28 protein-coding genes and 1 pseudogene are annotated in these 21,016 nt (G+C 70.3%); 17 read left to right on the forward strand and 12 right to left on the reverse strand.

Annotated features, from left to right (window positions below):
- Positions 1-156 precede the first annotated feature (156 nt).
- From OG472_RS36835 to cutA, 3 genes are all read left to right on the forward strand, one after another.
- On the forward strand, positions 157-597 hold the full coding sequence (locus tag OG472_RS36835) for a hypothetical protein (RefSeq protein WP_405942552.1): 441 nt from the start codon (positions 157-159) through the stop codon (positions 595-597).
- Positions 598-686: 89 nt separating this feature from the next.
- Complete coding sequence (locus OG472_RS36840; RefSeq protein WP_405942553.1) at positions 687-1,169, forward strand: hypothetical protein; 483 nt, start codon at positions 687-689, stop codon at positions 1,167-1,169.
- A gap of 54 nt (positions 1,170-1,223) precedes the next feature.
- Positions 1,224-1,550, forward strand: coding sequence for a divalent-cation tolerance protein CutA (cutA, locus tag OG472_RS36845; RefSeq protein ID WP_405943235.1), 327 nt, complete (start codon positions 1,224-1,226; stop codon positions 1,548-1,550).
- 60 nt (positions 1,551-1,610) lie between these two features.
- On the opposite strand, the gene OG472_RS36850 is transcribed toward cutA, so the two are convergent.
- Complete coding sequence (locus tag OG472_RS36850; RefSeq protein ID WP_405942554.1) at positions 1,611-2,855, reverse strand: helix-turn-helix domain-containing protein; 1,245 nt, start codon at positions 2,853-2,855, stop codon at positions 1,611-1,613.
- Positions 2,856-2,978: 123 nt separating this feature from the next.
- On the opposite strand from OG472_RS36850, the gene OG472_RS36855 reads away from it, so the two are divergent.
- The 12 genes from OG472_RS36855 to OG472_RS36910 all read left to right on the forward strand — a co-directional run bounded on the left by OG472_RS36855 (position 2,979) and on the right by OG472_RS36910 (position 12,774).
- Positions 2,979-3,245 (forward strand): hypothetical protein, encoded by a 267-nt coding sequence (locus OG472_RS36855; protein ID WP_405942555.1) that lies wholly within the window; start codon positions 2,979-2,981, stop codon positions 3,243-3,245.
- On the forward strand, positions 3,242-3,439 hold the full coding sequence (locus tag OG472_RS36860) for a hypothetical protein (RefSeq protein WP_405942556.1): 198 nt from the start codon (positions 3,242-3,244) through the stop codon (positions 3,437-3,439). The genes OG472_RS36855 and OG472_RS36860 overlap by 4 nt, the downstream gene beginning before the upstream one ends.
- A gap of 179 nt (positions 3,440-3,618) precedes the next feature.
- Positions 3,619-4,224 (forward strand): hypothetical protein, encoded by a 606-nt coding sequence (locus tag OG472_RS36865; protein ID WP_405942557.1) that lies wholly within the window; start codon positions 3,619-3,621, stop codon positions 4,222-4,224.
- Between the two features lie 889 nt (positions 4,225-5,113).
- Entirely contained in the window at positions 5,114-6,418 is a 1,305-nt protein-coding gene (locus OG472_RS36870; protein WP_405942558.1) for a tyrosine-type recombinase/integrase, read from the forward strand.
- A gap of 313 nt (positions 6,419-6,731) precedes the next feature.
- Entirely contained in the window at positions 6,732-7,697 is a 966-nt protein-coding gene (locus OG472_RS36875) for a pirin family protein (protein ID WP_405942559.1), read from the forward strand.
- Between the two features lie 961 nt (positions 7,698-8,658).
- Positions 8,659-9,000 carry an ArsR/SmtB family transcription factor gene (locus tag OG472_RS36880; protein WP_405942560.1) on the forward strand — a complete coding sequence of 114 codons (342 nt, stop codon included), beginning with the start codon at positions 8,659-8,661 and terminating at the stop codon, positions 8,998-9,000.
- A 74-nt stretch (positions 9,001-9,074) separates the two neighbouring features.
- Positions 9,075-10,730, forward strand: a complete 1,656-nt coding sequence (locus tag OG472_RS36885) for a SulP family inorganic anion transporter (RefSeq protein ID WP_405943236.1) — start codon at positions 9,075-9,077, stop codon at positions 10,728-10,730.
- Entirely contained in the window at positions 10,727-11,149 is a 423-nt protein-coding gene (locus tag OG472_RS36890; RefSeq protein ID WP_030648700.1) for a pyridoxamine 5'-phosphate oxidase family protein, read from the forward strand. The genes OG472_RS36885 and OG472_RS36890 overlap by 4 nt, the downstream gene beginning before the upstream one ends.
- Positions 11,146-11,571, forward strand: a complete 426-nt coding sequence (locus OG472_RS36895; protein ID WP_405833309.1) for an ATP-binding protein — start codon at positions 11,146-11,148, stop codon at positions 11,569-11,571. The genes OG472_RS36890 and OG472_RS36895 overlap by 4 nt, the downstream gene beginning before the upstream one ends.
- A gap of 16 nt (positions 11,572-11,587) precedes the next feature.
- Positions 11,588-11,998, forward strand: a complete 411-nt coding sequence (locus OG472_RS36900) for an STAS domain-containing protein (RefSeq protein WP_398673016.1) — start codon at positions 11,588-11,590, stop codon at positions 11,996-11,998.
- A 43-nt stretch (positions 11,999-12,041) separates the two neighbouring features.
- Positions 12,042-12,263: an alkylphosphonate utilization protein gene (locus tag OG472_RS36905; protein WP_314251689.1), complete on the forward strand. Its 222-nt coding sequence runs from the start codon at positions 12,042-12,044 to the stop codon at positions 12,261-12,263.
- A 175-nt stretch (positions 12,264-12,438) separates the two neighbouring features.
- Positions 12,439-12,774 (forward strand): helix-turn-helix transcriptional regulator, encoded by a 336-nt coding sequence (locus OG472_RS36910; RefSeq protein ID WP_190620183.1) that lies wholly within the window; start codon positions 12,439-12,441, stop codon positions 12,772-12,774.
- 151 nt (positions 12,775-12,925) lie between these two features.
- Here OG472_RS36910 and OG472_RS36915 read toward each other — a convergent pair whose 3' ends face one another.
- The 3 genes from OG472_RS36915 to OG472_RS36925 are packed head-to-tail and all read right to left on the reverse strand — an operon-like array spanning position 12,926 to position 13,745.
- Entirely contained in the window at positions 12,926-13,084 is a 159-nt protein-coding gene (locus OG472_RS36915) for a DUF6126 family protein (protein WP_190620181.1), read from the reverse strand.
- The gene (locus OG472_RS36920; RefSeq protein WP_405833315.1) at positions 13,081-13,284 is read right to left on the reverse strand and encodes a hypothetical protein; all 204 of its coding nucleotides are present in this window, start codon (positions 13,282-13,284) and stop codon (positions 13,081-13,083) included. The genes OG472_RS36915 and OG472_RS36920 overlap by 4 nt, the downstream gene beginning before the upstream one ends.
- Positions 13,281-13,745, reverse strand: coding sequence for an ATP-binding protein (locus OG472_RS36925; protein ID WP_405942561.1), 465 nt, complete (start codon positions 13,743-13,745; stop codon positions 13,281-13,283). Before OG472_RS36925 ends, OG472_RS36920 begins: the two co-directional genes overlap by 4 nt.
- 58 nt (positions 13,746-13,803) lie before the next feature.
- Between OG472_RS36925 and OG472_RS36930 the strand changes: the two genes are divergently transcribed.
- Positions 13,804-13,974, forward strand: a complete 171-nt coding sequence (locus tag OG472_RS36930; RefSeq protein ID WP_280913748.1) for a hypothetical protein — start codon at positions 13,804-13,806, stop codon at positions 13,972-13,974.
- A gap of 66 nt (positions 13,975-14,040) precedes the next feature.
- On the opposite strand, the gene OG472_RS36935 is transcribed toward OG472_RS36930, so the two are convergent.
- The 8 genes and pseudogenes from OG472_RS36935 to OG472_RS36970 form a co-directional block, all read right to left on the reverse strand.
- Positions 14,041-14,784: a carbonic anhydrase gene (locus tag OG472_RS36935; protein ID WP_405942562.1), complete on the reverse strand. Its 744-nt coding sequence runs from the start codon at positions 14,782-14,784 to the stop codon at positions 14,041-14,043.
- Positions 14,785-14,927: 143 nt separating this feature from the next.
- Positions 14,928-15,560, reverse strand: a complete 633-nt coding sequence (locus tag OG472_RS36940; RefSeq protein ID WP_405942563.1) for a DUF305 domain-containing protein — start codon at positions 15,558-15,560, stop codon at positions 14,928-14,930.
- Between the two features lie 84 nt (positions 15,561-15,644).
- Positions 15,645-16,070, reverse strand: a complete 426-nt coding sequence (locus tag OG472_RS36945; protein WP_405942564.1) for a DUF6153 family protein — start codon at positions 16,068-16,070, stop codon at positions 15,645-15,647.
- 52 nt (positions 16,071-16,122) lie between these two features.
- Positions 16,123-18,570, reverse strand: a complete 2,448-nt coding sequence (locus tag OG472_RS36950) for a heavy metal translocating P-type ATPase (RefSeq protein ID WP_405833325.1) — start codon at positions 18,568-18,570, stop codon at positions 16,123-16,125.
- Between the two features lie 157 nt (positions 18,571-18,727).
- The gene (locus OG472_RS36955; RefSeq protein ID WP_405833327.1) at positions 18,728-18,928 is read right to left on the reverse strand and encodes a hypothetical protein; all 201 of its coding nucleotides are present in this window, start codon (positions 18,926-18,928) and stop codon (positions 18,728-18,730) included.
- Complete coding sequence (locus OG472_RS36960) at positions 18,925-19,113, reverse strand: hypothetical protein (RefSeq protein WP_405942565.1); 189 nt, start codon at positions 19,111-19,113, stop codon at positions 18,925-18,927. Before OG472_RS36960 ends, OG472_RS36955 begins: the two co-directional genes overlap by 4 nt.
- Before the next feature lie 91 nt (positions 19,114-19,204).
- On the reverse strand, positions 19,205-19,414 hold the full coding sequence (locus tag OG472_RS36965) for a hypothetical protein (RefSeq protein ID WP_405942566.1): 210 nt from the start codon (positions 19,412-19,414) through the stop codon (positions 19,205-19,207).
- Between the two features lie 458 nt (positions 19,415-19,872).
- Positions 19,873-20,193, reverse strand: a pseudogene (locus tag OG472_RS36970) (transcriptional regulator); the annotation flags it as partial.
- Between the two features lie 68 nt (positions 20,194-20,261).
- Here OG472_RS36970 and OG472_RS36975 point away from each other — a divergent pair.
- Positions 20,262-20,930 (forward strand): hypothetical protein, encoded by a 669-nt coding sequence (locus tag OG472_RS36975; protein WP_405833333.1) that lies wholly within the window; start codon positions 20,262-20,264, stop codon positions 20,928-20,930.
- The last annotated feature ends 86 nt before the right edge of the window (positions 20,931-21,016 follow it).

Raw genomic sequence — 21,016 nt, forward strand, 5'->3', positions numbered from 1 at the left:
GCGCGGTGTCCTTCTCCGCGTACTGCACGGTGTCCTGTCGGCGGGCCTGCTCCCACAGGGCCAGGGCCCGGCGCCCCTCGGGCGTCAGGTCGAACCAGCGGCGCCCGCCCTGCGCGCGCACGGCCAGGAGACCGGACTCGACCAGCCCCCGGCCTGTTGAACGTCGTCACCGGGCAGGCCCCGGGCGACCCGCACGAGATCGTCGCGGAGGTCGTCGCCGAGCAGGGCGAGCGGGGCCTGGCCGCCCTCACCGAGGCCGGGGCGCTGCTCCTGGCGCTCGCCGTCGAAGAGCTTGTCGCCGTGCTCGATGACCCCGAGGTGGACGTGCCGGCGCGGGTGGTGGGCGTGTTCGAGGCGTACGGGGAGGAGGCGGGGCTTCTACCGCACCTCCCTGCGCTTCTGGCGGCTGCGGGCGGGGCGACGCTCGTGGACCAGCGGGCCCTCGCCGACGTGGTGGAGGCGGCCGGGGTGACGGCCGCGTTCCCGGTAGGGCTCGCGAAGACGGCCGGGATGGTGCTGCGCCTGGTGGAGCTCGTCGGTACGCCGCTGGAAGGTCTCCTCGAAGGCCTGGAGGAGAGGATCCTCACCGTGCCCTGAGCCGGGTGCCGACGCGCTCTCTATCACGCAACGCCGTTGTCGTCTAACTGTGTTGACGGCTCGCCTATCTAGGTTATTGAGTGTCCGTCATGACCATTAACGACTTCGCGAGCGAGTGGCCCCGTACCAGGCCCTTCAAGGACTGCGTGGACCGCGTCAACCAGTGGACCGGCAAGACCTTCCAGATGATGGCGGCGGACGCTGGTTTCGTGCGTTCGACCGCATGGTTCAACAACAACGCCAATTACACGCGCTATGCCACGCCGCCCGCCCCGAAGTACGTCCCGGGTGTGGCCAAGGCCTTGGGTGTCTCGGAACGCCGTGTCGCTGAGATGGTCGCGGAGCAGTGGTACGGAGTGCGGCCCGACGACACGGTGCCCGATCGGCTCCGGGATGTGCTGGACGTTCTGCGCTGCATGGACATGGAAGACGTGGCCGAGGTCGAGAAGCTGGCGAAGCACCTCAAGGCCTTGCGCTCCCGGGTCACGGATCTGGAGTTCGAGGTCGAGGAGCTGACCTCCAAGGCGTCCGACGAGGACCAGGGCGAAGGGGAGGAGCCCGCGGCGGCTTAGATGCCGGCGCCGTAGGGTCGGGAGAACCCGATCAAGGAGGCTGCGGTGCCGGAGATGGACAACCCGATCGTGATTGCGCAGACGACGGAGGACGACGAGGAGCGGGCGTACGCGCTGGCCCGTGGCGCGGTGGAGGCCCGGCTGACCGCCGGGGCCCACGTGGACGCCCGGATGACGGCCTTCTACTGGTGGAAGGGCGAGGTGCAGCACACGCGCGAGTACCGGATCTCCTTCAAGACGACACAGGACCGGGTGGAAGCCCTTCGGGCGTGGGTCCACGAGAACCACGGTTACGACGTGCCGCAGTGGATCGTCCTGCCGACCGTGGCCGCGTCGGAGGAGTACCTGGCGTGGGCACAGGCGGAGACCCGGGCACGGTAGGAGCTGGACGTGCCGAAGGCCCGTACCCGGGTGGGTGCGGGCCTTCGTGGCGTTCGGGGGTCAGGCGGCGAGGGCGTGGAGCTGGTCGGCGAGGTCGGCTTCGTGGCGGGGGAGCTGCGCGGCGATGCCGGCGGCTCGTTCGCGGCCCATGGTGTTGGGCTTCGCGCTGGCGGCTTGCGCGAACTGGCGGGCGACGTGGGCGCCCTGGTCGATGTCGCCGCCCAGGAGGAGCGCGGTCGCGAGGTCGCCGAGGATGACGACTCCGGCTTCGGAGAGGTCGCCGCCGAGGCGGTTCGCGGCGGTGGTCGCGGCGTCGTGGAGTTCAGGGTGTGCGAGGCGGCCGAGGACGGAGATCGCGAGGGAGTCCATGCGGCTGGGGGACACGAAGCGGACCCAGGCCTGTTCGGTGAGGTAGTCGCCGTACTCGTAGGCGGTGCGGGCCCGGTCCAGGGCGCGCAGGGCCTCGGTCGCGTTCCCGGCCGCGGCGGCCTCTTCCGCGTGGCGGCCGTGAATCCAGGCGGCGGCGGTGGCGTTGCCCGGCCCGCGTACGTGCTGGGCGGCCTGCTGGAGGAGTTCGAGGGCGCGGGGGCCGCTGGTGGCGTACGAGGCGTAGCCGAAGGCGAGGGCGCGCAGGGCGGGGTGGCCTGCTGCTTCGGCGCATTCGGCGGTCACCCGGTAGTAGTTGCGGGCGGCCTGGTGGTCGCCGAGGTCCCAGGCGAGCCATCCGGCGAGTGCTGCGGTCTCTCCGGCCGCGACGGTCAGTTCTCGTTCGTGGCGGTGGGCGCGGGGGAGTGCGCTCGTGATGGCGTCGAGGTGGGCTTCGACCCGGCCGCGGAGCTGTGTGGCGGTGAGGGTGAGTTCGGTGATGTGGAGCTGCTCGGCGGTCTCGGTGAGGATGCCGGCGGATTCGAGGTCGAGGGGCTTCGCGCGGGTGAGGGCGTGAGCGAGGCGCCCCCAGGGTTCGGCGGCGGTGACGGCGCCGACGAGGGCGCCCCCTATCAGCGTGCGGCGCAGCATGTCGTCGTGCTCCTGGTGGGCGGGCTGTTGGCGCGCTTTGCGGGCTTGTCGGGCGGCTCGTTGGAGGTGTTCGGGGGGTAAGCCGCAGGCTGCTGCGAGGTGCGCGCACGTGTTCGGGCTGGGGATGTTCTCGTTGTTCTCGTACCGGCTGATCTCGCGTCTGGTCATGGTGTCGCGGCCGGAGGAGGCGTTGACGGCTTCGGCTTGCTGCTCCTGGGTGCGGCCGGTCTGGGTGCGCAGGCGCTGGAGGAGCTCCCCGAAGGTCTCGTAGTCGCTGGTGGTCATCATGGGCCCCTGTCTTGGCGTGCGCCCATGATGGCCTCGGTTTTCCCCCTCTGTTTCCCCCTCGGCTGGTTTTTCCCCCTCCGGTTTCCCCTGGGACGGGGGCTTGTTGGGCGGTGAGGTAGGGCCATGAACGAGGACCGGGCGGCCGGACGGGGTCGCAAGAAGTGGATCCGTGTTGGCGCCCGGGTGCTCGACACGAGCACGGGGCGGATCGGCGTGGTGCTGATATTCCGCGACGGAGACGGCCAGACCACGACGGGCGAGGTCGTGACGCCGGATGCGGAGTGGACGGTGCTGCGGCCGGAGTGCGAGGGCTCCCCGCTGGGCGCCCTGCCGTGGCGGGCCTTGACCGACGACATCGGCCTCGTCACGGAGCGGAGGCCGGACGCGTGATCGGTGACCAGGTGGCTGGTCTGCTCTTCCTCGCGGCGAACGCTGTGGGTCTGGGCCTGGTCGGCGAGATCGCCCACCAGGAGGTGACCGCCGCGGCCGGGATCGAGCGGGCCGACGAGGAGACCTTCGAGGACGTGCCGGCGGAGGAACCGCTCGTGCGGGCCTGCCGGTGCGGTGAGCGCACCGCCCTCTAAAGACTGCCGTTCCGCCTACGCCCAAGCGTCCCCCTGTCGGGCGTGGGCGGGACGGCGCAGGTTCCCGGGCCGGTCGCCTGTCCACCGACCAGCACCCCCACGGTGGGGGTGTCCAAGCAGGCAGGCGACCGGCCCGGGTGCACCACAGGCACATCCCAACCAGGAGAAGGAGCACAACCATGGACATGATGGTGATGCGCCCGGCGCCGGAAACGGTCGCCGTACGGGCCCGGGAGATCCTCGCGGTGTGGGAGGCCGACCCGGAGTTCGGGCGGCTGTGGCAGTCCTGCGCCCGGTACCAGAACGACTGGACCTGTGTGTTCGGGTACACGGTCGTGGAGAACTACGACACCGCGCGGGACGCGGAGCCGCTCTTCACGGAGACCATGCGGTGCATGGCGATGAAGTCGGCCGTGTACGAGGCGACGGGCGACGAGAAGGCGGCCGAGCTGCCGGTGCCGGTCGCGGTGGACGAGATGTCGCACGCCCTCGCCGCCCAGTTCACGCTCGCGTCCCGGATTCAGGACCGGACCGGTATCCGGTTCGTCCACGCCACCGACATGGAAGAGGGCGTCGGCGGCGGGACGTGGGACCACGGCGACTACACCCACCAGGTGTACAAGGCCGCGTTCGGGAACGTTCCGGCCCGGTACTGGATCGGCGCGGCCGAGACGGACCGGCGCAGGAAGATCCTCGACACGGTCTTCGCGCAGGTGGGAGTCACCGACCGAGGAAAGAAGGTCGCCATCGACTTCGGCGGGGCTGCTCCGGCGGTGCCGGCGTAGTCGTCTCCGGCGGAGGGGCGATCCGGTCCGGCGTTAGCCCGATCTTGTCCGGGTGAACGCAGACCGGAGTGCCCTCGGCGGTGTACCGGAAGCCATCCGCGGGGTTGAACGGTGCCTCGCGGGTGGGCCGGTCGTAGATCAGGAAGTCCTCGCGCGCGAACCGTAGCGATGGACAGACCCCGCAGACCGGATAGTCCGACTCGGGGTCGATGTACGGGGAGGGGGGCGCCATGACCAGACGGTACCGGCACGGCGCCCCGCTTTCCCGGCACTTGGGCCCACCGGGCACGGCTTTGAGCGGGCGTGCGCGGCACATTGCTTGTCAGGTCCATGATATTTGGCCGCTGGCCGGAACCGATCGAATGCAGGGGGGTGGGGCGGAGTGCTGACCGACGGGTCCGGCATAGTTGGGGCTGCTGCCGATAGCAGCGTGCTACGTGCCGCCTCAGCGGCGATTCAGCCGGTCCGGGGTCTCCGGGCGGGCGATGTCGCAGCCGGGCAGAAGGCACGAATACCCGTGGTCACCCGTTCGGATGAACCGTACGCACGTCGCAACGATGGACTTAGTGCTGCGCGAGAAGATGACTCCGCCCCCCTGTCTGGTGGGGTCCCCCGTGCTGGCGGCCGTGCGCCGCGCCGGGCCGTTGATCCCCTGCTGACCTCGGCCGAAGTCGCTGCCGAACTCGGCCTCTCCACACACACCTTGGCTCACTGGCGGGTGCAGGGCAGGGGGCCCGAGTGGATCAGGATGGGCGAGGTCCACAGCGGCGTCCGCTATCCGGCTTCGGGGGTCGAGCAGTGGCGAGATGCCCGCACACCTACGGGCCGAAAGGCTGTCAGGGCCGGGTCGGGTCCGGGTACGCGCCACGCGGCGTCAGGACAACAGCGGATGAGCAAGGTCTGGATCAAGGACCAGTGGCACCTATCCCAGCCGGGACCGGATGCGCAGGAGTGCCGGGAGCACTCGACCCGGTGGGAAAAGGTCTACTCCTCCGGCTCCCACGGGCAGGGCTCGCGGTGGGAGGTCAGGTGCTACGAGGGGGAGAAGATCCGCCGGAAGGGGCGGTTCGAGACCAAGGAGGAGGCCGAGGAGCGGGCGGTGGAGGTGCGGCGGGAGCGCGGAGAGGTGCCGGCCGACCCGTCGCACACGCAGGTCACGCTCGCGGAGTGGGCCGCTCTCTACCTGTCGTGGCTCACCTGCGAGGAGCGCACGATGCGGAACTACCGCACGTACCTCAACAAGCACTTGCTCCCGGCCCTGGGCGAGCGACGGATCGCCGATCTCCGCCCCGCGGACCTCAAGACGTGGGTGGCGAACTGCACCATCAAGCCGTCTTACCTGCGCACGATCTTCCAGTTCCTCTCCACGGTCCTGGAGGCGGCCGTACACGACGAGCGGATCAAGAGGAACCCGTGCCGGGCGCCCGGGATGAATCTTCCCCGCGTTAAGGGCGTGCGTGTAGAGGTCTGGTCGGACGAGCGGGTGCCGGCCGTCATTAAGGGTCTTCCGTCGCACTATCAGATCGCGGGCCTGATCGCCGCGTACGGGAACCTGAGGCAGGGCGAGGTGTTCGGCCTCGCAGTCGAGGACATCGACTTCAAGCGGAGGATCCTGCACGTGCGGCAGCAAGTCGTACGGTCGCGCGGGCGGCTGCGCTACAGCCTGCCGAAGTCGGGAGAGGTCCGCGAGGTTCCACTCCATCCGCAGCTTGCCCGGGCGCTGAGAGCGCACATGGCATTGCACCCTCCGGTGCGGGTGACGCTGCCCGGTGTGGACGGTCTGCCGCACGAGCATGAGCTGGTGCTGACGAACTCGGCGGGGAGCCCGGTGCAGCGGCGAGGCTTCAACATCGCGTGGAAGCGAGCCCTGGCAGCAGCCGGAGTGATCCCGTCGAGGAAACGGGGCGAGGAGCACCAGGCGGCCCGGGAGCACGGCATCCACGCCCTCCGTCACTGGTGGGCGTCCGTCATGATCGAGCTGAGGATGCCCATTCCGGTGGTGGCCGAGGCCATGGGCCACCACGATGCCACGGTGACACTGCGGACCTATAGCCACGTCACCAAGAGGGCGTTGACCCGCAAGCGGACCGACTATGACCGGGAGGCGGCCGCCCTGGTGAACGAGCTCTATCAGCTGACAGCCCGTGCGGTACCATCCGGTCGGATCACCGAGACGAGGAGGGAGGCAGCGTGAACAGCACGACGGCGTACACCAGTTCGGCGGCAGGGCGCGCTTCGGTTTGCCTCCCGGAATGTGCCACGCGTGTGCCACGCGGCCGGGTTCAGAGCGTGTCTTCCCTGGTCAGCGCCTCGGCGGCCTCCTTCGCGTCGAAGAAGAGCCGGGCGCGCGCCCAGCGCTCGGCTGCCGTTCCGTGCTCGAAGTACGTCGCCGGCGCGTTCATCGCGTCCCTTCCGCCGTTCAGGTGGTCCGTCCGGTGCCTCCAACACGCCCGGGCGGTGGAACATTCCACCCGCCGGAGCCACCACCGCGGGGCTAGGTTGTCCGCATGAGCAATCTCGATCGCCAGCCCGCTCTCTCCGCCTGCGGCGGCCGCGGATTCGTCGTGGCCGAGCCGGTGCGCGAGCTCCTCAGCCCGCGCACGGTCAAGCTCGGAGAGTCCACCGAGGTCCGCCGACTCCTGCCGAACCTGGGCCGCCGCATGGTGGGTGCCTGGTGCTTCGTGGACCACTACGGCCCGGACGACATCGCCGACGAGCCCGGCATGCAGGTCGCGCCCCATCCCCACTCGGGCCTGCAGACCGTGAGTTGGCTCCACGAGGGCGAGGTGCTCCACCGCGACAGCGAGGGCAGCCTCGAGACGATCCGCCCGCGCGAGCTTGGCCTGATGACCTCCGGCCGCGGCATCAGCCACTCCGAGGAGAGCCCGCGCCCGCACGCCCGCTTCCTGCACGGCGCCCAGCTGTGGGTAGCCCTTCCGGACAGCCACCGGAACGTGGAACCGCACTTCCAGCACCACGCGGAACTCCCGCACGTCACGGCCCCGGGCCTGACGGCGACGGTCATCCTGGGCACCCTGGACACGGCGACCTCGCCCGGTACGGCGTACACCCCGATCGTGGGCGCGGACCTGACCCTCTCGGCAGGCACCGAGACCCGCCTCCCGCTCGACCCGGACTTCGAGTACGCCGTCCTGTCGATGTCGGGCGAAGCCCACGTCGACGGCGTCCCGGTCCTCCCGGGCTCGATGCTCTACCTGGGCTGCGGCCGCACGGAACTCCCCCTGCGCGCCTCGTCGGACGCGAGCCTGATGCTCCTGGGCGGCGAGCCGTTCGAGGAGGAGATCGTGATGTTCTGGAACTGGATCGGCCGGAGCAACGAGGAGATCGTACAAGCCCGCAAGGACTGGATGGAAGGCACCCGCTACGGCGAAGTGAAGGGCTACGACGGCCCTCCGATCCCTGCACCGCAGCTCCCGCCGGGGCCGCTGAAGGCACGCGGACGGGTGCGCTGACCTGCGCTTTTCTGCAGTAGGTCGACCAGCTGACATCAGCCGAGGAGAGGCCGCATCCCGTACGGAGACCCTTCCGGCGGGGCAAGCGACGGGGTGCTCCGGGAGGCGCTCACCGGGCTCTCGACGTTTCCCAGGTATGACCGGCTGGGGTCAGCTTTGCCAGGACCAATGCTGACCCAATGCTGACTTTGGTGACGGTTCGTCAGGTCTGATGCATTCCGCTACTTCGGTCGTTGGGGGCGATCGGAGCCTGACGCTGCTCGGTACAACACGTTGCACCGAGCAGGTGGTCTCGGGAGTGGCGCGGGCCTCGGGCAGCGCTGCCCGTGGACTACGGGCGCTTGCCCGGGCCGAATGCGGAATCGAAGCCCCGGGAGTGCGCCGTGGGAGCGAGTAGGCATGGCGTTCCCGAACCCGCGAGCGAGTGCAGACCGGTATGTCCTGCCGTGAGGGCGTTACGAGGCGCGGTCGTCGAGGTTGTGAGCAGGTTCTTAGTCTCCTGGTGGTACAGCGGCTACGCCCACGCTGACCTGGGAAAACAGCGCTTCGCAAGGCTCTTGGGTGTGGGCTGGTCCGGATATGGTCCGGATCTTGGTCCAAGCGGTCGTCGGGCGGGGAGGGGTCGGGAGTTCTGGGAGCGATCGGCACTGGACGGGCCGCACCGTCGTCTCCCGCGCCATCTCCTGGCCGTCCGTCTGCCGGGCGTTCAGAACGCCCGCTTGCCGGGCCGCCCCTGGCCTGAACTTCACGGGCGTGTCTGCGGGTGCCAAGGGGCTTCGCCGTCGGGCGGTGCCGCGAGTCCCTTCCGTACGGTGCGCCCGCGGCGGGAGGCGGATCGAAGGATCTGCAAATTGCAGAAATCTGCAATTTCATAGATGATGTAATGGCTGTGTTCCCAGGTAGCTGCAGGCGCAGCACCAGGCGTTTGCCCCGTTCGGGGTGGTGAGAAGGGTGCGAGACCGTGCCGGTTCCGCTGTATCAGGCGAAGGCCGAGTTCTTCCGGATGCTCGGGCACCCGGTGCGTATAAGGGTTCTGGAGCTGCTGCAGGACGGGCCGATGCCGGTGCGGGACCTGCTGGCCGCGATCGAGGTCGAGCCCTCCGCCTTGTCCCAGCAGCTCGCGGTCCTGCGCCGCTCGGGGATCGTCGCATCGACCCGTAACGGCGCTACCGTCGTCTACGCACTGGCCGGCGGGGACGTCGCGCAGTTGATGCTGGCGGCGCGGCGGATCCTGACCGAGGTCCTGACGGGGCAGAGCGAGCTGCTGGAGGAACTGCGCGAGTCCGAGGTCCCGGCCTCGTGAGCGTGAATACCGCCCTGACCGCCGTGCTCGGCCGGGTCCGCTGTATTCTGCCCGCCCGGGCCGACTGGGCAGCTATGGCCCGCAGCCCCCGCCGGGACCTGCTGGCCGGGCTCACGGTGGCGATCGTCGCCCTTCCCCTCGCGCTCGGGTTCGGGGTCTCCTCCGGTCTGGGCGCGGAGGCGGGGCTGGCCACGGCTGTCGTCGCGGGCGCGCTCGCCGCGCTGTTCGGCGGGTCGAACCTTCAGGTGTCCGGCCCGACCGGCGCGATGACCGTGGTCCTGGTGCCGATCGTTGCCCAAAACGGGCCCGGCGGTGTCCTGACCGTTGGCGTGATGGCCGGCGTGCTCCTGATCGGTCTCGCCTTGCTGCGGGCCGGACAGTACATGCGGTACGTGCCGGCGCCGGTAGTGGAGGGTTTCACCCTGGGGATCGCGTGCGTGATCGGCCTCCAGCAGATACCCAACGCGCTCGGCGTCGAGAAGCCGGAGGGCGAGAAGGTCCTGCTCGTGGCGTCGCGGGCGCTCGTGGAGTTCGTGGCCTTCCCGAACTGGACGGCGATCGGCCTCTCGGTGGGTGTCGCGGCGGTGATGCTGGCCGGGGCGAGGTGGAAGCCGACGGTCCCCTTCTCGATCGTCGCGGTCATCGCCGCGACCGTGATCGCGCAGGTCTTCCGTCTTGACGAGGCGGCCCCGATCGGTGACCTTCCCTCCGGGCTCCCCGCTCCGTCCCTGGCCTTCCTCAACGCTTCCGCGTTCGGGTCGCTGCTGGCCCCGGCGGTCGCGGTCGCGGCGCTCGCCGCGCTGGAGTCCCTGCTGTCGGCGACCGTGGCGGACGGGATGACGGTGGGGCAGCAGCACGATCCGGACAAGGAACTGTTCGGGCAGGGCATCGCCAACCTTGCGGCCCCGCTGTTCGGCGGGGTGCCGGCCACCGCCGCGATCGCCCGCACGGCGGTCAACGTCCGCACCGGCGCCTCCTCCCGGCTGGCCGCGCTCACCCACGCCGCGGTGCTCGCGGTGATCGTGTTCGCCGCCGCCCCCTTGGTGTCGAAGATCCCTCTCGCCGCGCTGGCCGGCGTGCTGCTGGCGACGGCGATCCGCATGGTCGAGGTCGGCTCGCTGCGCGCGATGGCGAAGGCGACCCGCTCGGATGCCGTCGTGCTCGTCCTGACCGCCGCGTCCACCCTGGTTCTCGACCTCGTGTACGCGGTGATCATCGGCCTCGTCGTCGCGGGAGCCCTCGCCTTGAAGGCGGTGGCGAGCCAGGCCCGGATGGAGCAGGTTGACTTCCGCCCGGACCTGCCTGGCGAGCACAGCGACGAGGAACACGCCCTGCTGGCCGAGCACATCGTGGCCTACCGCATCGACGGACCGCTCTTCTTCGCCGGCGCCCACCGTTTCCTCCTCGAACTCTCTGAGGTCTCTGACGTGAAGGTGGTGATCCTGCGCATGGCGAGGGTGACCACCCTGGACGCCACCGGCGCCCTCGTCCTGAAGGACGCGGTCGAGAAGCTGCACCGGCGCGGCATCGCCGTGATGACCTCCGGTATCCGGGCCGGCCAGCGCCAGGCCCTGGACGCCGTTGGCGCCCTGGACCTGCTGCGCCTGGAGGGCCGTGAGTACGCCACCACCCCCGAGGCGATCGCCGGCGCCCGCAAGCACTTGGAGCGGGCGGGACTGCTGCCCCGTACGCACCACCGACCGCACCGCATCCGGAAGGCCGCACGATGACCGTCCCCGCCGACCTCCGCATGATCGAGGTCTCCGGCACCGAGGCTCTCTGGCTCCTCGAGGGCTCCGCCCAAGGCCGACTCGTCTACATCCAGCGGGAGGTGGCCGTCGTCCGCCCCGCCACACACGTGATGGAGTACGGACGCCTCGTCGTCCGGGCCCCCGTACAAGCCGCCACCATCCCCGGCCGGGCGCTGCTGACCTACCAGGTCGACGAGATCCGCAGCCCAGCCGGCACCGGCTGGACGGTCAGCGCCCACGGCCCGGCCGATGTCATCGCCGACCCAGACGAGGCCGCCCACTACCGGCGCACCCTGCCCGGCTGGGCCCACGGCCCCCATGACACCCTGCTGCGCCTGCACCCGCAGTCCGTGTCCGGGTTCCGCCTGGCCCGCACCGTGAACGGGGTGGGCCGGTGAGCGTCCAGGTCGAGGCGATGCCCTACCGGCACGTGCTGGACGTGCCGGCCATGGGGGCCGCCGTTCGCATCGCCCGCGAGACCACCGAGCTTGTCCTCGTCGAGTGCGGGGTGGGTCTTCGTCACCCGAGTGTCGGGCCGACTCTCCTGATCCTGGCCGAGCTGGTCACCAACGCCGTCCGCCACGCCGCAGTCCTGTCCCCGATCATCACGGTCACCTACGCACACGGGCCGGGTGCATTCGCGTTCGCCGTCCACGACCGCCACCCCTACCAGCCCGCCCTGTTCGGGGCGCTCGCCACCGCCTCGGGCAGCGGCCTGGCCATGGTGGTCGAAATGACGATGGAACTCGGCGGCACCGCCGTCGTACGGGCGGACGCGGACGGGCGCGGCAAGGCCATCTGGATCACCCTTCCCCTGTGAAGCCGAGGAGCTGACGATGACGATCGAATGGCGCTACACCACCCGCCAGGACCTGGGCGTGCTGTCCCTGGCCGGGTATCTCGGCGCGGACGCCACCGACCGGTTCACTGGTGCCATCGGCTGGGCGATCGCGAGGGGCACCGGCCCGGTCATCCTGGACCTGACCGGCCTGCTGGGCTGGTCGGCCGGCGGGCAGATCGCCGTCGCCCAGGCCGCCCGCCGCCTCGCCGAGAGTGGGCGCCGACTCGAGCTCGCCGCGATACCGGCGGACGGCTCTCTCGTCCCGGACGCGACCTGCCCGCCCGTCCCGGTCCACTGCGACCTCGCCGCCGCTCTGGCCGCTCACGGAGCCCACGGGACGGCCAAGCAGTGGACCACCGATGACTGGCCCACTCCGCAGGCCCCCGAGGAACCCGCCCTCACCTAGACCAGCACGACCATCCACAAGAACGGCGAAGGACACCGGCACCATGAGCGACATCGTCTTCAAAGACTCCAACGGCACCGTCCTGGAGGACGGGGACTCGGTCACCCTGACCAAGGACCTGAAGGTCAAGGGAACCTCCGAGACCCTCAAGCGCGGCACCCTGGTCAAGAACATCCGCCTCACCTCCCGCCCGGGCGAGGTCGAGTGCAACACGAGGAAGGTCAAGGGCCTGGTCTTGAGGACCGAGTTCCTCAAGAAGGCCTGACCGGCGAAGGCCCTGCTGCGGAAAGGCGAACGACACGAAGGTGCCCCGCCGGGTCCGCGAGTTGCAAGGATCTGCAATTGTGGAGGTCGCAAGGTGTGAAGAGGGGCGAACGGATGCCTCTGCGAGGGAACGGTTCCGGGTGGATGAGATGGGCAGTCACGACAGAGGTACCCAGGTGAGCACACCGCTGTACCAGCTGAAGGCGGAATTCTTCAAAACGCTGGGGCACCCGGTCCGCATCCGCGTCCTGGAACTCCTGGCCGAGCGCGAGCACGCGGTCGCCGAGATGCTGCCCGAGGTCGGGGTGGAGGCCGCGAGCCTCTCCCAGCAGCTGGCCGTGCTGCGCAAGTCCAACCTGGTGGTGACCCGCCGGGAGGGCTCGAGCGTGTACTACGCGCTCACCGACCCCGAGATCGTCGAGCTCCTGCGGGTCGCCCGAAGCATCCTCTCCGGCGTTCTGGAGGGCCAGGCCGAACTACTGGCCGACCTCAAGGCCAGCCGCCACGCCTGAACGGTGCCGGCCCTGCGGGGCCCGCACCCCACATACGGCGGCCGTCTTCCGTTAGTGCGGGTTCAACGCGCTTCTGACACCGGAAGACGGCCGCTCCCTACATATGCCGAACCTGCGCCGCAGGCGTGCAGGCCCCCCTTCGGTCCCAGCCTCACTTCTGGGCGTGCTGCCCCAAGTAGAACAGCAACCAGATGAACCCGGCGAACACGTGCGTGCCGAAGATGTAGAAGAAGGCCCGCATCGCAACGCCCTTCTCTTTCCACTTCTCGTGCTCCGCCGCCGTGTCCTTCTCGGGCAGGTTGTCCGTCATGACGCACCTTCCTTCTCCGTGCTCGGCTCCTCGACCGGGCGGCGGCACGGGCGGACGCGGACCTGTATGCCGTGTTCGCCGGCGTACTCGATGGCGGCCGCGACTTCACCGGCCTCGACCGTGCGAACCTCCGGCTCAGGGCCGGTTCCGAGGAAGGCGACCTCGTACAGCTGGACGACCCTTTGGCTCCTGCTGGTCACGGTGTGCCTTCCGGCAGGATGAAGCGGACGAGCACCGTTTTGCCGTGCCCGCCGGAGGAAGGCTCGATACGGACGTCGCCGCTGAACGTGCGCGCCAGGTCGGCCACCGTGCGCAATCCCCGCCCGGAGGTCCGGTCGGCATCGGCCGGCGTTATCGGGCGCGGGTCCAGGTCCTCGACCGAGACCACGAGCAGGTGCTCGGCCATGTGGAGAGTCACCTCCGCATCCGGGGAGTCCTGAGCGTGCCGGACGGCGTTGGTCACCAGTTCGCTGACCACCAGGAGCACGGCGCCGAAGAGGGCGCTGGAGCTCTCAAGCCCGAAGGAGACGAGGGACCGTTCGCTGCGCTCGCGCGCGGCCCGCACGGAACCCGGCACCAGCGGCACCGTCCACACGTGCTTGAGCACCTCGACGGCAGGCCGGCCGCTGGGGTGCCGGGCCATCACCGACGCCTCGGACATGCCGGTGCCACTGTCTGGTTCACCGGCCGTCTCCTGCGTCGGTGGCCATGCCTTGATCGTGGGCCACGCGCAATGCGTCCTCCAGCTCCTCTGCCGCCTGCGCCTCCTCGAAGGCATCGTCAGCCTCCTGTGCAGCCTGGAGACGAGCCCGCGCCACGCGGACCCGTTCCAGCGCCGCTTCCTCGAACCCGGCCACACCGCGACCCCCGTCCGCCATATCCAGAACTAGTAAATTGCATAACTCTGCAAGTCTAGCTGGTGCGGGTCCGTTGGGAAGTTCACCGGCCCAGGCTGGTCAGGGCACCTTGCGCACCAACTGGCTGGTCAGCTCGTAGCGGGCACCGACTACGGCCAGGCAACCGTCGGCGATCCGGGCGGCGAGGTCCGGCTCGGCGGCAAGGCGCGCCCGGACCCGGCGGACGTTCTCGGTGACCGCCGCGTCAGTCCGGGCGTCGCCCTGAAGCCGGTGGTCGATCGCCGGCCGGATCCGGTCCGCCAGGTAGGCGATGTGCGCCGGGAGCTCACCGCCGGCCTCGGCGTGCACGGCCGCAGCGACTGCCCCGCACCCCTGATGCCCCAGGACGACGATCAGCGGGACACCCAGTTCCAGCACGCCGTAGGCGATGCTGCCCAGGACTGCCTCGTCCAGGACTTCGCCCGCCGACCGCACGGTCAGCAGGTCTCCCAGCCCCTGGTCGAAGACCAGCTCCGGCGGCACCCGCGAGTCCACGCACCCGAGCACCACGGCGAACGGATGCTGCCCGCCCACCAGCGCCCGGCGCACATGCCCGGCGCGGTCCGGATGGCTCTCGTGGAACGTCCGCCAGCGCCGGTTTCCCGCCTCCAGCTCGCCCCACGCCTGCCGGGGCCCGGCAGGCCGCGGCCTGCGGACAGCTGCCTCCCCGGCCCGTGCGCCTGAGGCTGCTGACGGCCCGCACACCAGCCCGACCCCTAACGCCAGGGCCCCGCTCAACCCCGCACGCACCATTCGGCGCCGCGCGAGGACCACCTCGGATTCGCAGTCACGATCGACACTCATGTCTGGACAAAGTAGGTGCCAGCCCTTGTCGGACATCGGGCAAAGGCCGGCCTTGAGCAAGACTTGGCCCGCGCTGGAGGTGCGCGTTTCCCTGGCGGGTCCGAGCTCTGTCGGGCAGGGCGGCGAGGGCCCCGCTGCGGGTGTCAGCCGGTCTTGAGCATGCCGCGCATCTGGGTGATCTCGGCTGTCTGGGAGGTGATGATGTCGTCGGCCAGGGCCTTGGCGGGGCCGTAGGCGCCCTGCTGCTTCTCGGTCTTGGCCATGGCGATGGCGCCTTCGTGGTGGTCGATCATCATGGTCAGGAACATGGTGTCGAAGGCGTTACCCCTGGCGTTGCCCAGCCGATCCATGTCCTGGTCGTCCATCATCCCGGGCATGCCGGGGTCGTCGCCGTGGCCCGTGCCGTCCATGCCGACGCCGGTGGGGACCTTCTCGCCCCACGCATTGAGCCAGCCGGTCATGGTCTCGATCTCCGGGGCCTGCGCCTTCTTGATCTTTTCTGCGAGTGCCTTGACGTCGGGGGATGCGCCGTGGGCGGCGACCATGTCGGACATCAGGATGGCTTGGCGGTGGTGGGGGATCATCCCCTGCGCGAAGGCGACGTCCGCCTGGTTGTGCCGGTCGGCCTCCGACGGCGCCGGGGCGGTCGTGGTGGCCGGTGCGGTGCCGGCCGTGTTGGTGGTGTTGTCGCTGCCGCACGCGGCAAGGATCAGTCCGGCGGCGACCGCGGTGGCCGCCAGGGCAGCCCGTCGCGGCCGGGATCGGTTCGTGTTCATGTCGCTGAGCTCCAGTGATTCGGATGCGGGAGGGGCTGGCTCTTCGTGGCCGACGCGCTCGGGCGCGTGCCACGGGAGGAGTCCCTACGTCCGCAGGACCTGGAGATCGGCGAGCGAGGGCGGCGCCCGCCCTCCGGCGGGCTGATGGACCACTGCGAGCGACGGTGCAGGCTGGGCAAGGACGAGGCTGCCGGGCATGCTGCTGAGAGGCGTGGTATCCGGTGCGGCGACGCCGGGGGCACCGGGCAGGGCCGGGGAAGCGCACATCTGGTCCGCATGACCGGCGTCCCGGACCGGGCCGCGCTGCTCGTCGTCGCCGCACGAATACAGCGGGCCGGCGGCCGCCGAGTGGTGGGGCACGTGCACCGTCACGCCCGTCGCCGGCAGCGCAGCCGAGGTGCCGAGACCGTGCATCCCGAGCAACCCGATCAGGAGAGCGAGGACGAGCAGCGGTCCGAGTCGCGGCACCGGCCGGGGCTGCGGCTGCGTGCGGGGCTCGTGACGGGTCACATTTCCCACCGTAGGACGCACCCGCGCGTGGCGCAGCACGACATGGGCTCGGCTAACCGCCATGGCGATCGTCTCCGTCGGCTGGGGCCGTAGGGGTCGAACCGGGCAGGCGGAGGCGCTTGAGGGCGAGGGCGTTGACGGCGACGATGATGCTGGATCCGGACATGGACAGGGCGGCGATCTCGGGGCGGAGGATCAGGCCCGTGGTGGGCTCGAAGACGCCGGCGGCGATGGGCAGGGCGATGGCGTTGTAGCCGATCGCCCAGCCGAGGTTCTGGCGCATCTTGCGCACGGTGCCCCGGCCGATGCGCAGGGCGGTGGGGACGTCGAGGGGGTCGGAGCGCATCAGGACGAGGTCGGCGGTCTCGATGGCGACGTCGGTGCCGGCGCCGATGGCGATCCCGAGGTCGGCCTGGGCGAGGGCGGGGGCGTCGTTGACTCCGTCGCCGACCATGGCGACCTTGCGGCCGCCGCGCTGGAGTTCGGCGACGGTGGCTGCCTTGTCGCGGGGGAGGACCTCGGCGATGACGGTGTCTATGCCCAGGCGTTGTGCGATCCGCTCGGCGGTGGCCCGGTTGTCGCCGGTGAGCATGACGACCTCGACGCCGAGTGCGTGGAGTTCGCGTACGGCGGCTGCGGAGGTCTCCCTTGGCGCGTCGGCGATGGCGATGAGGGCGGCGGCCAGGCCGTCGACGGCGGCGATGACGACCGTACGGCCGGTGGCGGCCAGCTCGTCCCGCCGGGCGGTGAGCGGACCGAGGGACACTCCCTCCTGTTCGGCCAGCCGGCGGTTGCCCACGGAGACCCGGTGGCTGTCCACCACGGCGGTCGCCCCGTGGCCGGGCACGTTCTCGAACCGACGGGCCTGCACCGGTTCAACGCCGTGCGACTCGGCGTGGCGTACGACCGCCTCGGCCAGCGGGTGCTCGGATTCCCGCTCGACCGCCGCGACCAGCCGCAGGACCTCGTGCTTGTCGCGGCCGGGTGCGGTGATCACCTCAGTGACCTCCGGTTCGCCCTTGGTGAGGGTGCCGGTCTTGTCCATGACCACGGTCTGGATCCCGGCCGACGCCTCCAGGGCCATCGCGTTCTTGAACAGGACCCCCCGCTTGGCTCCCAGCCCGGTGCCGACCATGATCGCGGTGGGTGTGGCCAGGCCCAGCGCGTCCGGGCAGGTGATGACGACCACGGTGATCGCGAACAGCATCGCGCTGCTGAAGGGCCGGTCCGCGGCCAGCAGCCAGACAGCAAGGGTCAGCGCGCCGCCCACGAGGGCGACGAAGACCAGCCAGAACGCGGCCCGGTCGGCGAGCCGCTGGCCGGGAGCCTTGGAGTTCTGGGCCTCCTGGACCAGCTTGACGATCTGCGCCAGTGCCGTGTCGGCGCCCACCCTGGTCGCCCGCACCCGGAGCACGCCGTTGGTGTTCAGAGTGGCACCGACCACGGCGGAGCCCGGTGCCTTGTGCACTGGCAGGCTCTCCCCGGTCACCGTCGACTCGTCGACCTCGCTCTCGCCGTCCTCCACGACCCCGTCCGTGGCGATCTTCGCCCCTGGGCGGACGAGCAGCAGGTCCCCGACGACCACCTCGGAGGTGGCGACCTCGACCATTTCACCGTCCCGCAGAACGAGCGCCTTGGGCGGGGCGAGGTCCAGCAGCGCACGGACGGCGTCGTTGGCGCCGCCGCGGGCGCGCATCTCGAACCAGTGGCCGAGCAGCACGAAGGAAGCGAGCACGGTGGCGGCCTCGTAGAAGACCTCTCCGCCGCCCGTGAGCGTGATGACCAGGGAGTACAGCCAGCCCGCGCCGATGGCGACCGCCACCAGCACCATCATGTCCAGGGTCCGGGCACGCAGCGCCCGTACGGCGCCGACGAAGAAGATCGAGCACGAGTAGAAGATCACCGGCAGGCTGAGCAGGAGCGCCCATACGTCCTGGCGGAGCCCGAACGGCACGGGTGTGTGCCAGCCGAAGACCTCCTCGCCGATCGGGGACCAGACCACGATCGGGACGGAGAAGACCACCGCGACGAGGAAGCGGTTGCGCATGTCGGCGACCATGGCCGCCATCGACATCTCTGCATGGCTGTTATGACCGCCATGACCATCGTCGCCCGCCTCCTCGTCGGGCGACTGCCCGCCCTCCGGGCCGTGCCCCGCGTGCGCCGGCGGTACGGCTTCGGCCGCTTCCACCACTCCGGGCGGATCCGGCTCGTCCATCGGGTCGCAGATGTGGGACGGCACCGACTGGCCCGCGCAGTGGTAGCCGCACTCGGTGACCCAGCCGCGCAGCTCGGCCAGGGAGGTCCGGCGGGGGTCGAAGACGACCGTGGCCGACTGCGCGACCGCGTTCACCTCGACGTCCAGCACCCCCGGTCGGCGGCCCAGCACAGCAGCGACGGTGTTCTGCTGAGTGGCCCGGACCATGCCCCGCACGTCCAGAACCACTGTGCTGCGCTCCTTGCCCCCATCGCGCGGCTCGTGCTTCCGCGGGTGCCGCATGCCCGTTCACCTCCCCGATCCGACAGCGGGTCCACTCGGCCAGGGCGCCTACCAGCAGCCTGTGGCCGTCGCGACCGCCGCGCAAGGGCAGAGCAGGCGCCCGGAGAGCGGGCGGTGACTCAGGTCCGGGCCGGGGCCGCGCTGTATCGATTGCGGATCACGTGCTGCGCTGGTCGCGGGTGTCCTGGCGGAGCTGGTCGGTGTGGCGGGTGAGGGCGTCGATGCGTTCGGCGAGCTCGGCGTCCTCGGGCCGCAGGTGGGCGCGGGTGTCGGTCAGGGGGCGGACGAGGCGGGCGGTGCCTCGCCCCGGGCGAGGGCTATGTGGCTCCCACCGAGTACCTGCTGCACGACGGTTCAACCGAGGCCCAGGACCGGCTCACGGCCGGTGGCCAGCGGCTCCCCTCCGTGCCACACGACCTCGAACGCCGGATCGTCGGCTGCCCACGGATTGACGGCCGCGGCAACAGCCTCGGCAACCGTCACCGACATCAAGTGGTTCATCTTGCGGAACGGCAGGTAGCAGTACGTGCAGCCGTAATGCACTCTGCATCGTGCTCCTCTCGATCGGGTCTGAGCAGTGCGTCTCGCCCGCGGATTGGCTCTGTTGAAGGCACCGGGCGGAGCGTCGGTGCGGTCAGCGGGGGTCGGCCTGGCGGAGGGCCTGGTGGTCGGCGACGACCCATTCGACGCCGCCGCCCTCGGGGCGCAGGAAGACGGCTTCGGGGATGAAGCGGCGGGACTTGGGGTCTTCCCAGTCGCCGATGAACTGGACGATCCCCTCGCGGTCCGAGGTGGGGTCCAGTACGCGGGCGCCCTCGTAGAGCCAAGAGGGCCGCCTGCTCATGCCGCACCGTCCGTGCCGGCCGACTTCCTGAATCGCTCCATGCCACGCTCGGCGCGGACCCTCAGGGAGGGACTGGGGTCGGGACTGCCGAACGGGTCGTCCCACGGGGCGTATTCGGGCCCGTGCTGCATCGTGCCGCCGGGGGCCTGTGGGGGAGCGGAACGGGGGCGTCCCCCGTGGGCACGAGGGTGTCGAGCGAGGCGTTCCAGCCATCCTCGCCCCCGCCCTCGGGACACAGGCGGTAGACCGTGGTGCCGGTGTCCCCGGGTACGTCTATGACCACACCCGTGCGGGAGGTTGCGGTGTCGTACGCGAGGTCGCCGCGCAGCGGCCAGCGGGGATCAGAGTCGTCCGCCTGCTGTCGTACGCGGTCATGGTCAGTGCGACGCGTCGAGGTCACGTAGCGGAACATATGCGCTCCGCTACGGAGCAATATGAATCCCTGGAATGTCCCCAGGTCAGTCCAGCGAAAAGCGTCCGGTCATGCCACGCAGCCGTTGGCGCGTAGCAGCCCGCTCGGCGTAGATGATCTTCCGCAGAGTCGCGCGTGCGACGGGGTGATTGCGGACCAGTTGGGGAGCGATCCGTTCGGCGGTCTCCAGTTCGGTCAGGGCCTGGTCGCGGTTGCCGTCCCACAGCCACGCGCGGGCGAGGTCCATGTGGTGGTGACCGAGGCGGGAGTTCGGCAGGACCGCGATGTGTGCAGGATCCGCCTCGCGGTTGAGCCGGAGAGCCTTTGAAGCGTCCATCCTGATCGCCACGATCAGCGAATTGCATTGACCTACCTGGGACGCCCGTTCCCCTCCCACGGTGGGGAGAGTACGAGCCCGAGCCGCCGCGCGGATGGATGGGAGCGCTCGGCTTCGGGCGCCGTTCGTACGACGCGGAGGTGGAAGCCGCGCGCAAGCGGTTCGACGAGGCGCTGCGGGACCATGCGCGCGAAGAGCACAAGCGGGTCGGGAAGCTGGATGCGGCGCAGGCCCGCCATGACGAGCGCAACCAGCAGGAGGCGGCTCGCGTTGAGGAGTGGAATGCCGGGGTGGAGGCACGCCGCGCCGCTTACCAGGAGCGCGACGTCGAGGCGGTCGAGTGGTTCATCGACCAGGTCTTGGCCGCCTCCACGTATCCCCACGGCTTCCCGAAGGCCCACCAGGTCTCCTACCAGGCAGATACAGGAGACCTGCTGGTCGAGATCGACCTGCCGCTGGAAGAGGTGATCCCAGCGGCCCGCGCCTATCGGTACGTGAAGACGCGCGACGAGATCACGCCTGTCCCGAGGCCGGAGAAGGAGCGCCACGAGCTGTACGCGTCCGTACTGGCGCAGACGGCGCTGCGGACCGTCCACGAGTTGTTCGCGGCGGACACCGACGGGGTGGTGAGGTCGGTGGCATTGAACGGGCACGTGGCCACCATCGACCGCGCCACGGGCCGCTCCCGCTCCCGCTTCCTCGTCCCGAGCCCTTCAGCCCGCATCCATCGAGCCGGGGGCGGCGTAGTGGCCGCCTTCCGCCGTTGAAAGCCCCGTTAGATCGGGATCCCCGAGTACGCGGTCGAGCACGGTGGGGCTGGCGCCAACAGCTCGCCGTACTCCTCTACGCCGCT

Origin of the sequence: Streptomyces sp. NBC_00207 (assembly GCF_045160965.1) — a bacterium.
Taxonomy (GTDB): Bacteria; Actinomycetota; Actinomycetes; order Streptomycetales; family Streptomycetaceae; genus Streptomyces.

Coding starts and splice junctions, on each gene's coding strand:
- OG472_RS36840 (WP_405942553.1), top strand. CDS start 687: ATGACCATTAACGACTTCGCGAGCGAGTGGCCCCGTACCAGGCCCTTC.
- cutA (WP_405943235.1), top strand. CDS start 1,224: ATGGACAACCCGATCGTGATTGCGCAGACGACGGAGGACGACGAGGAG.
- OG472_RS36850 (WP_405942554.1), bottom strand. CDS start 2,855: ATGATGACCACCAGCGACTACGAGACCTTCGGGGAGCTCCTCCAGCGC.
- OG472_RS36855 (WP_405942555.1), top strand. CDS start 2,979: ATGAACGAGGACCGGGCGGCCGGACGGGGTCGCAAGAAGTGGATCCGT.
- OG472_RS36865 (WP_405942557.1), top strand. CDS start 3,619: ATGGACATGATGGTGATGCGCCCGGCGCCGGAAACGGTCGCCGTACGG.
- OG472_RS36870 (WP_405942558.1), top strand. CDS start 5,114: ATGAGCAAGGTCTGGATCAAGGACCAGTGGCACCTATCCCAGCCGGGA.
- OG472_RS36875 (WP_405942559.1), top strand. CDS start 6,732: ATGAGCAATCTCGATCGCCAGCCCGCTCTCTCCGCCTGCGGCGGCCGC.
- OG472_RS36885 (WP_405943236.1), top strand. CDS start 9,075: ATGGCCCGCAGCCCCCGCCGGGACCTGCTGGCCGGGCTCACGGTGGCG.
- OG472_RS36890 (WP_030648700.1), top strand. CDS start 10,727: ATGACCGTCCCCGCCGACCTCCGCATGATCGAGGTCTCCGGCACCGAG.
- OG472_RS36900 (WP_398673016.1), top strand. CDS start 11,588: ATGACGATCGAATGGCGCTACACCACCCGCCAGGACCTGGGCGTGCTG.
- OG472_RS36905 (WP_314251689.1), top strand. CDS start 12,042: ATGAGCGACATCGTCTTCAAAGACTCCAACGGCACCGTCCTGGAGGAC.
- OG472_RS36915 (WP_190620181.1), bottom strand. CDS start 13,084: ATGACGGACAACCTGCCCGAGAAGGACACGGCGGCGGAGCACGAGAAG.
- OG472_RS36925 (WP_405942561.1), bottom strand. CDS start 13,745: ATGTCCGAGGCGTCGGTGATGGCCCGGCACCCCAGCGGCCGGCCTGCC.
- OG472_RS36935 (WP_405942562.1), bottom strand. CDS start 14,784: ATGAGTGTCGATCGTGACTGCGAATCCGAGGTGGTCCTCGCGCGGCGC.
- OG472_RS36940 (WP_405942563.1), bottom strand. CDS start 15,560: ATGAACACGAACCGATCCCGGCCGCGACGGGCTGCCCTGGCGGCCACC.
- OG472_RS36950 (WP_405833325.1), bottom strand. CDS start 18,570: ATGCGGCACCCGCGGAAGCACGAGCCGCGCGATGGGGGCAAGGAGCGC.
- OG472_RS36965 (WP_405942566.1), bottom strand. CDS start 19,414: ATGAGCAGGCGGCCCTCTTGGCTCTACGAGGGCGCCCGCGTACTGGAC.
- OG472_RS36975 (WP_405833333.1), top strand. CDS start 20,262: ATGGGAGCGCTCGGCTTCGGGCGCCGTTCGTACGACGCGGAGGTGGAA.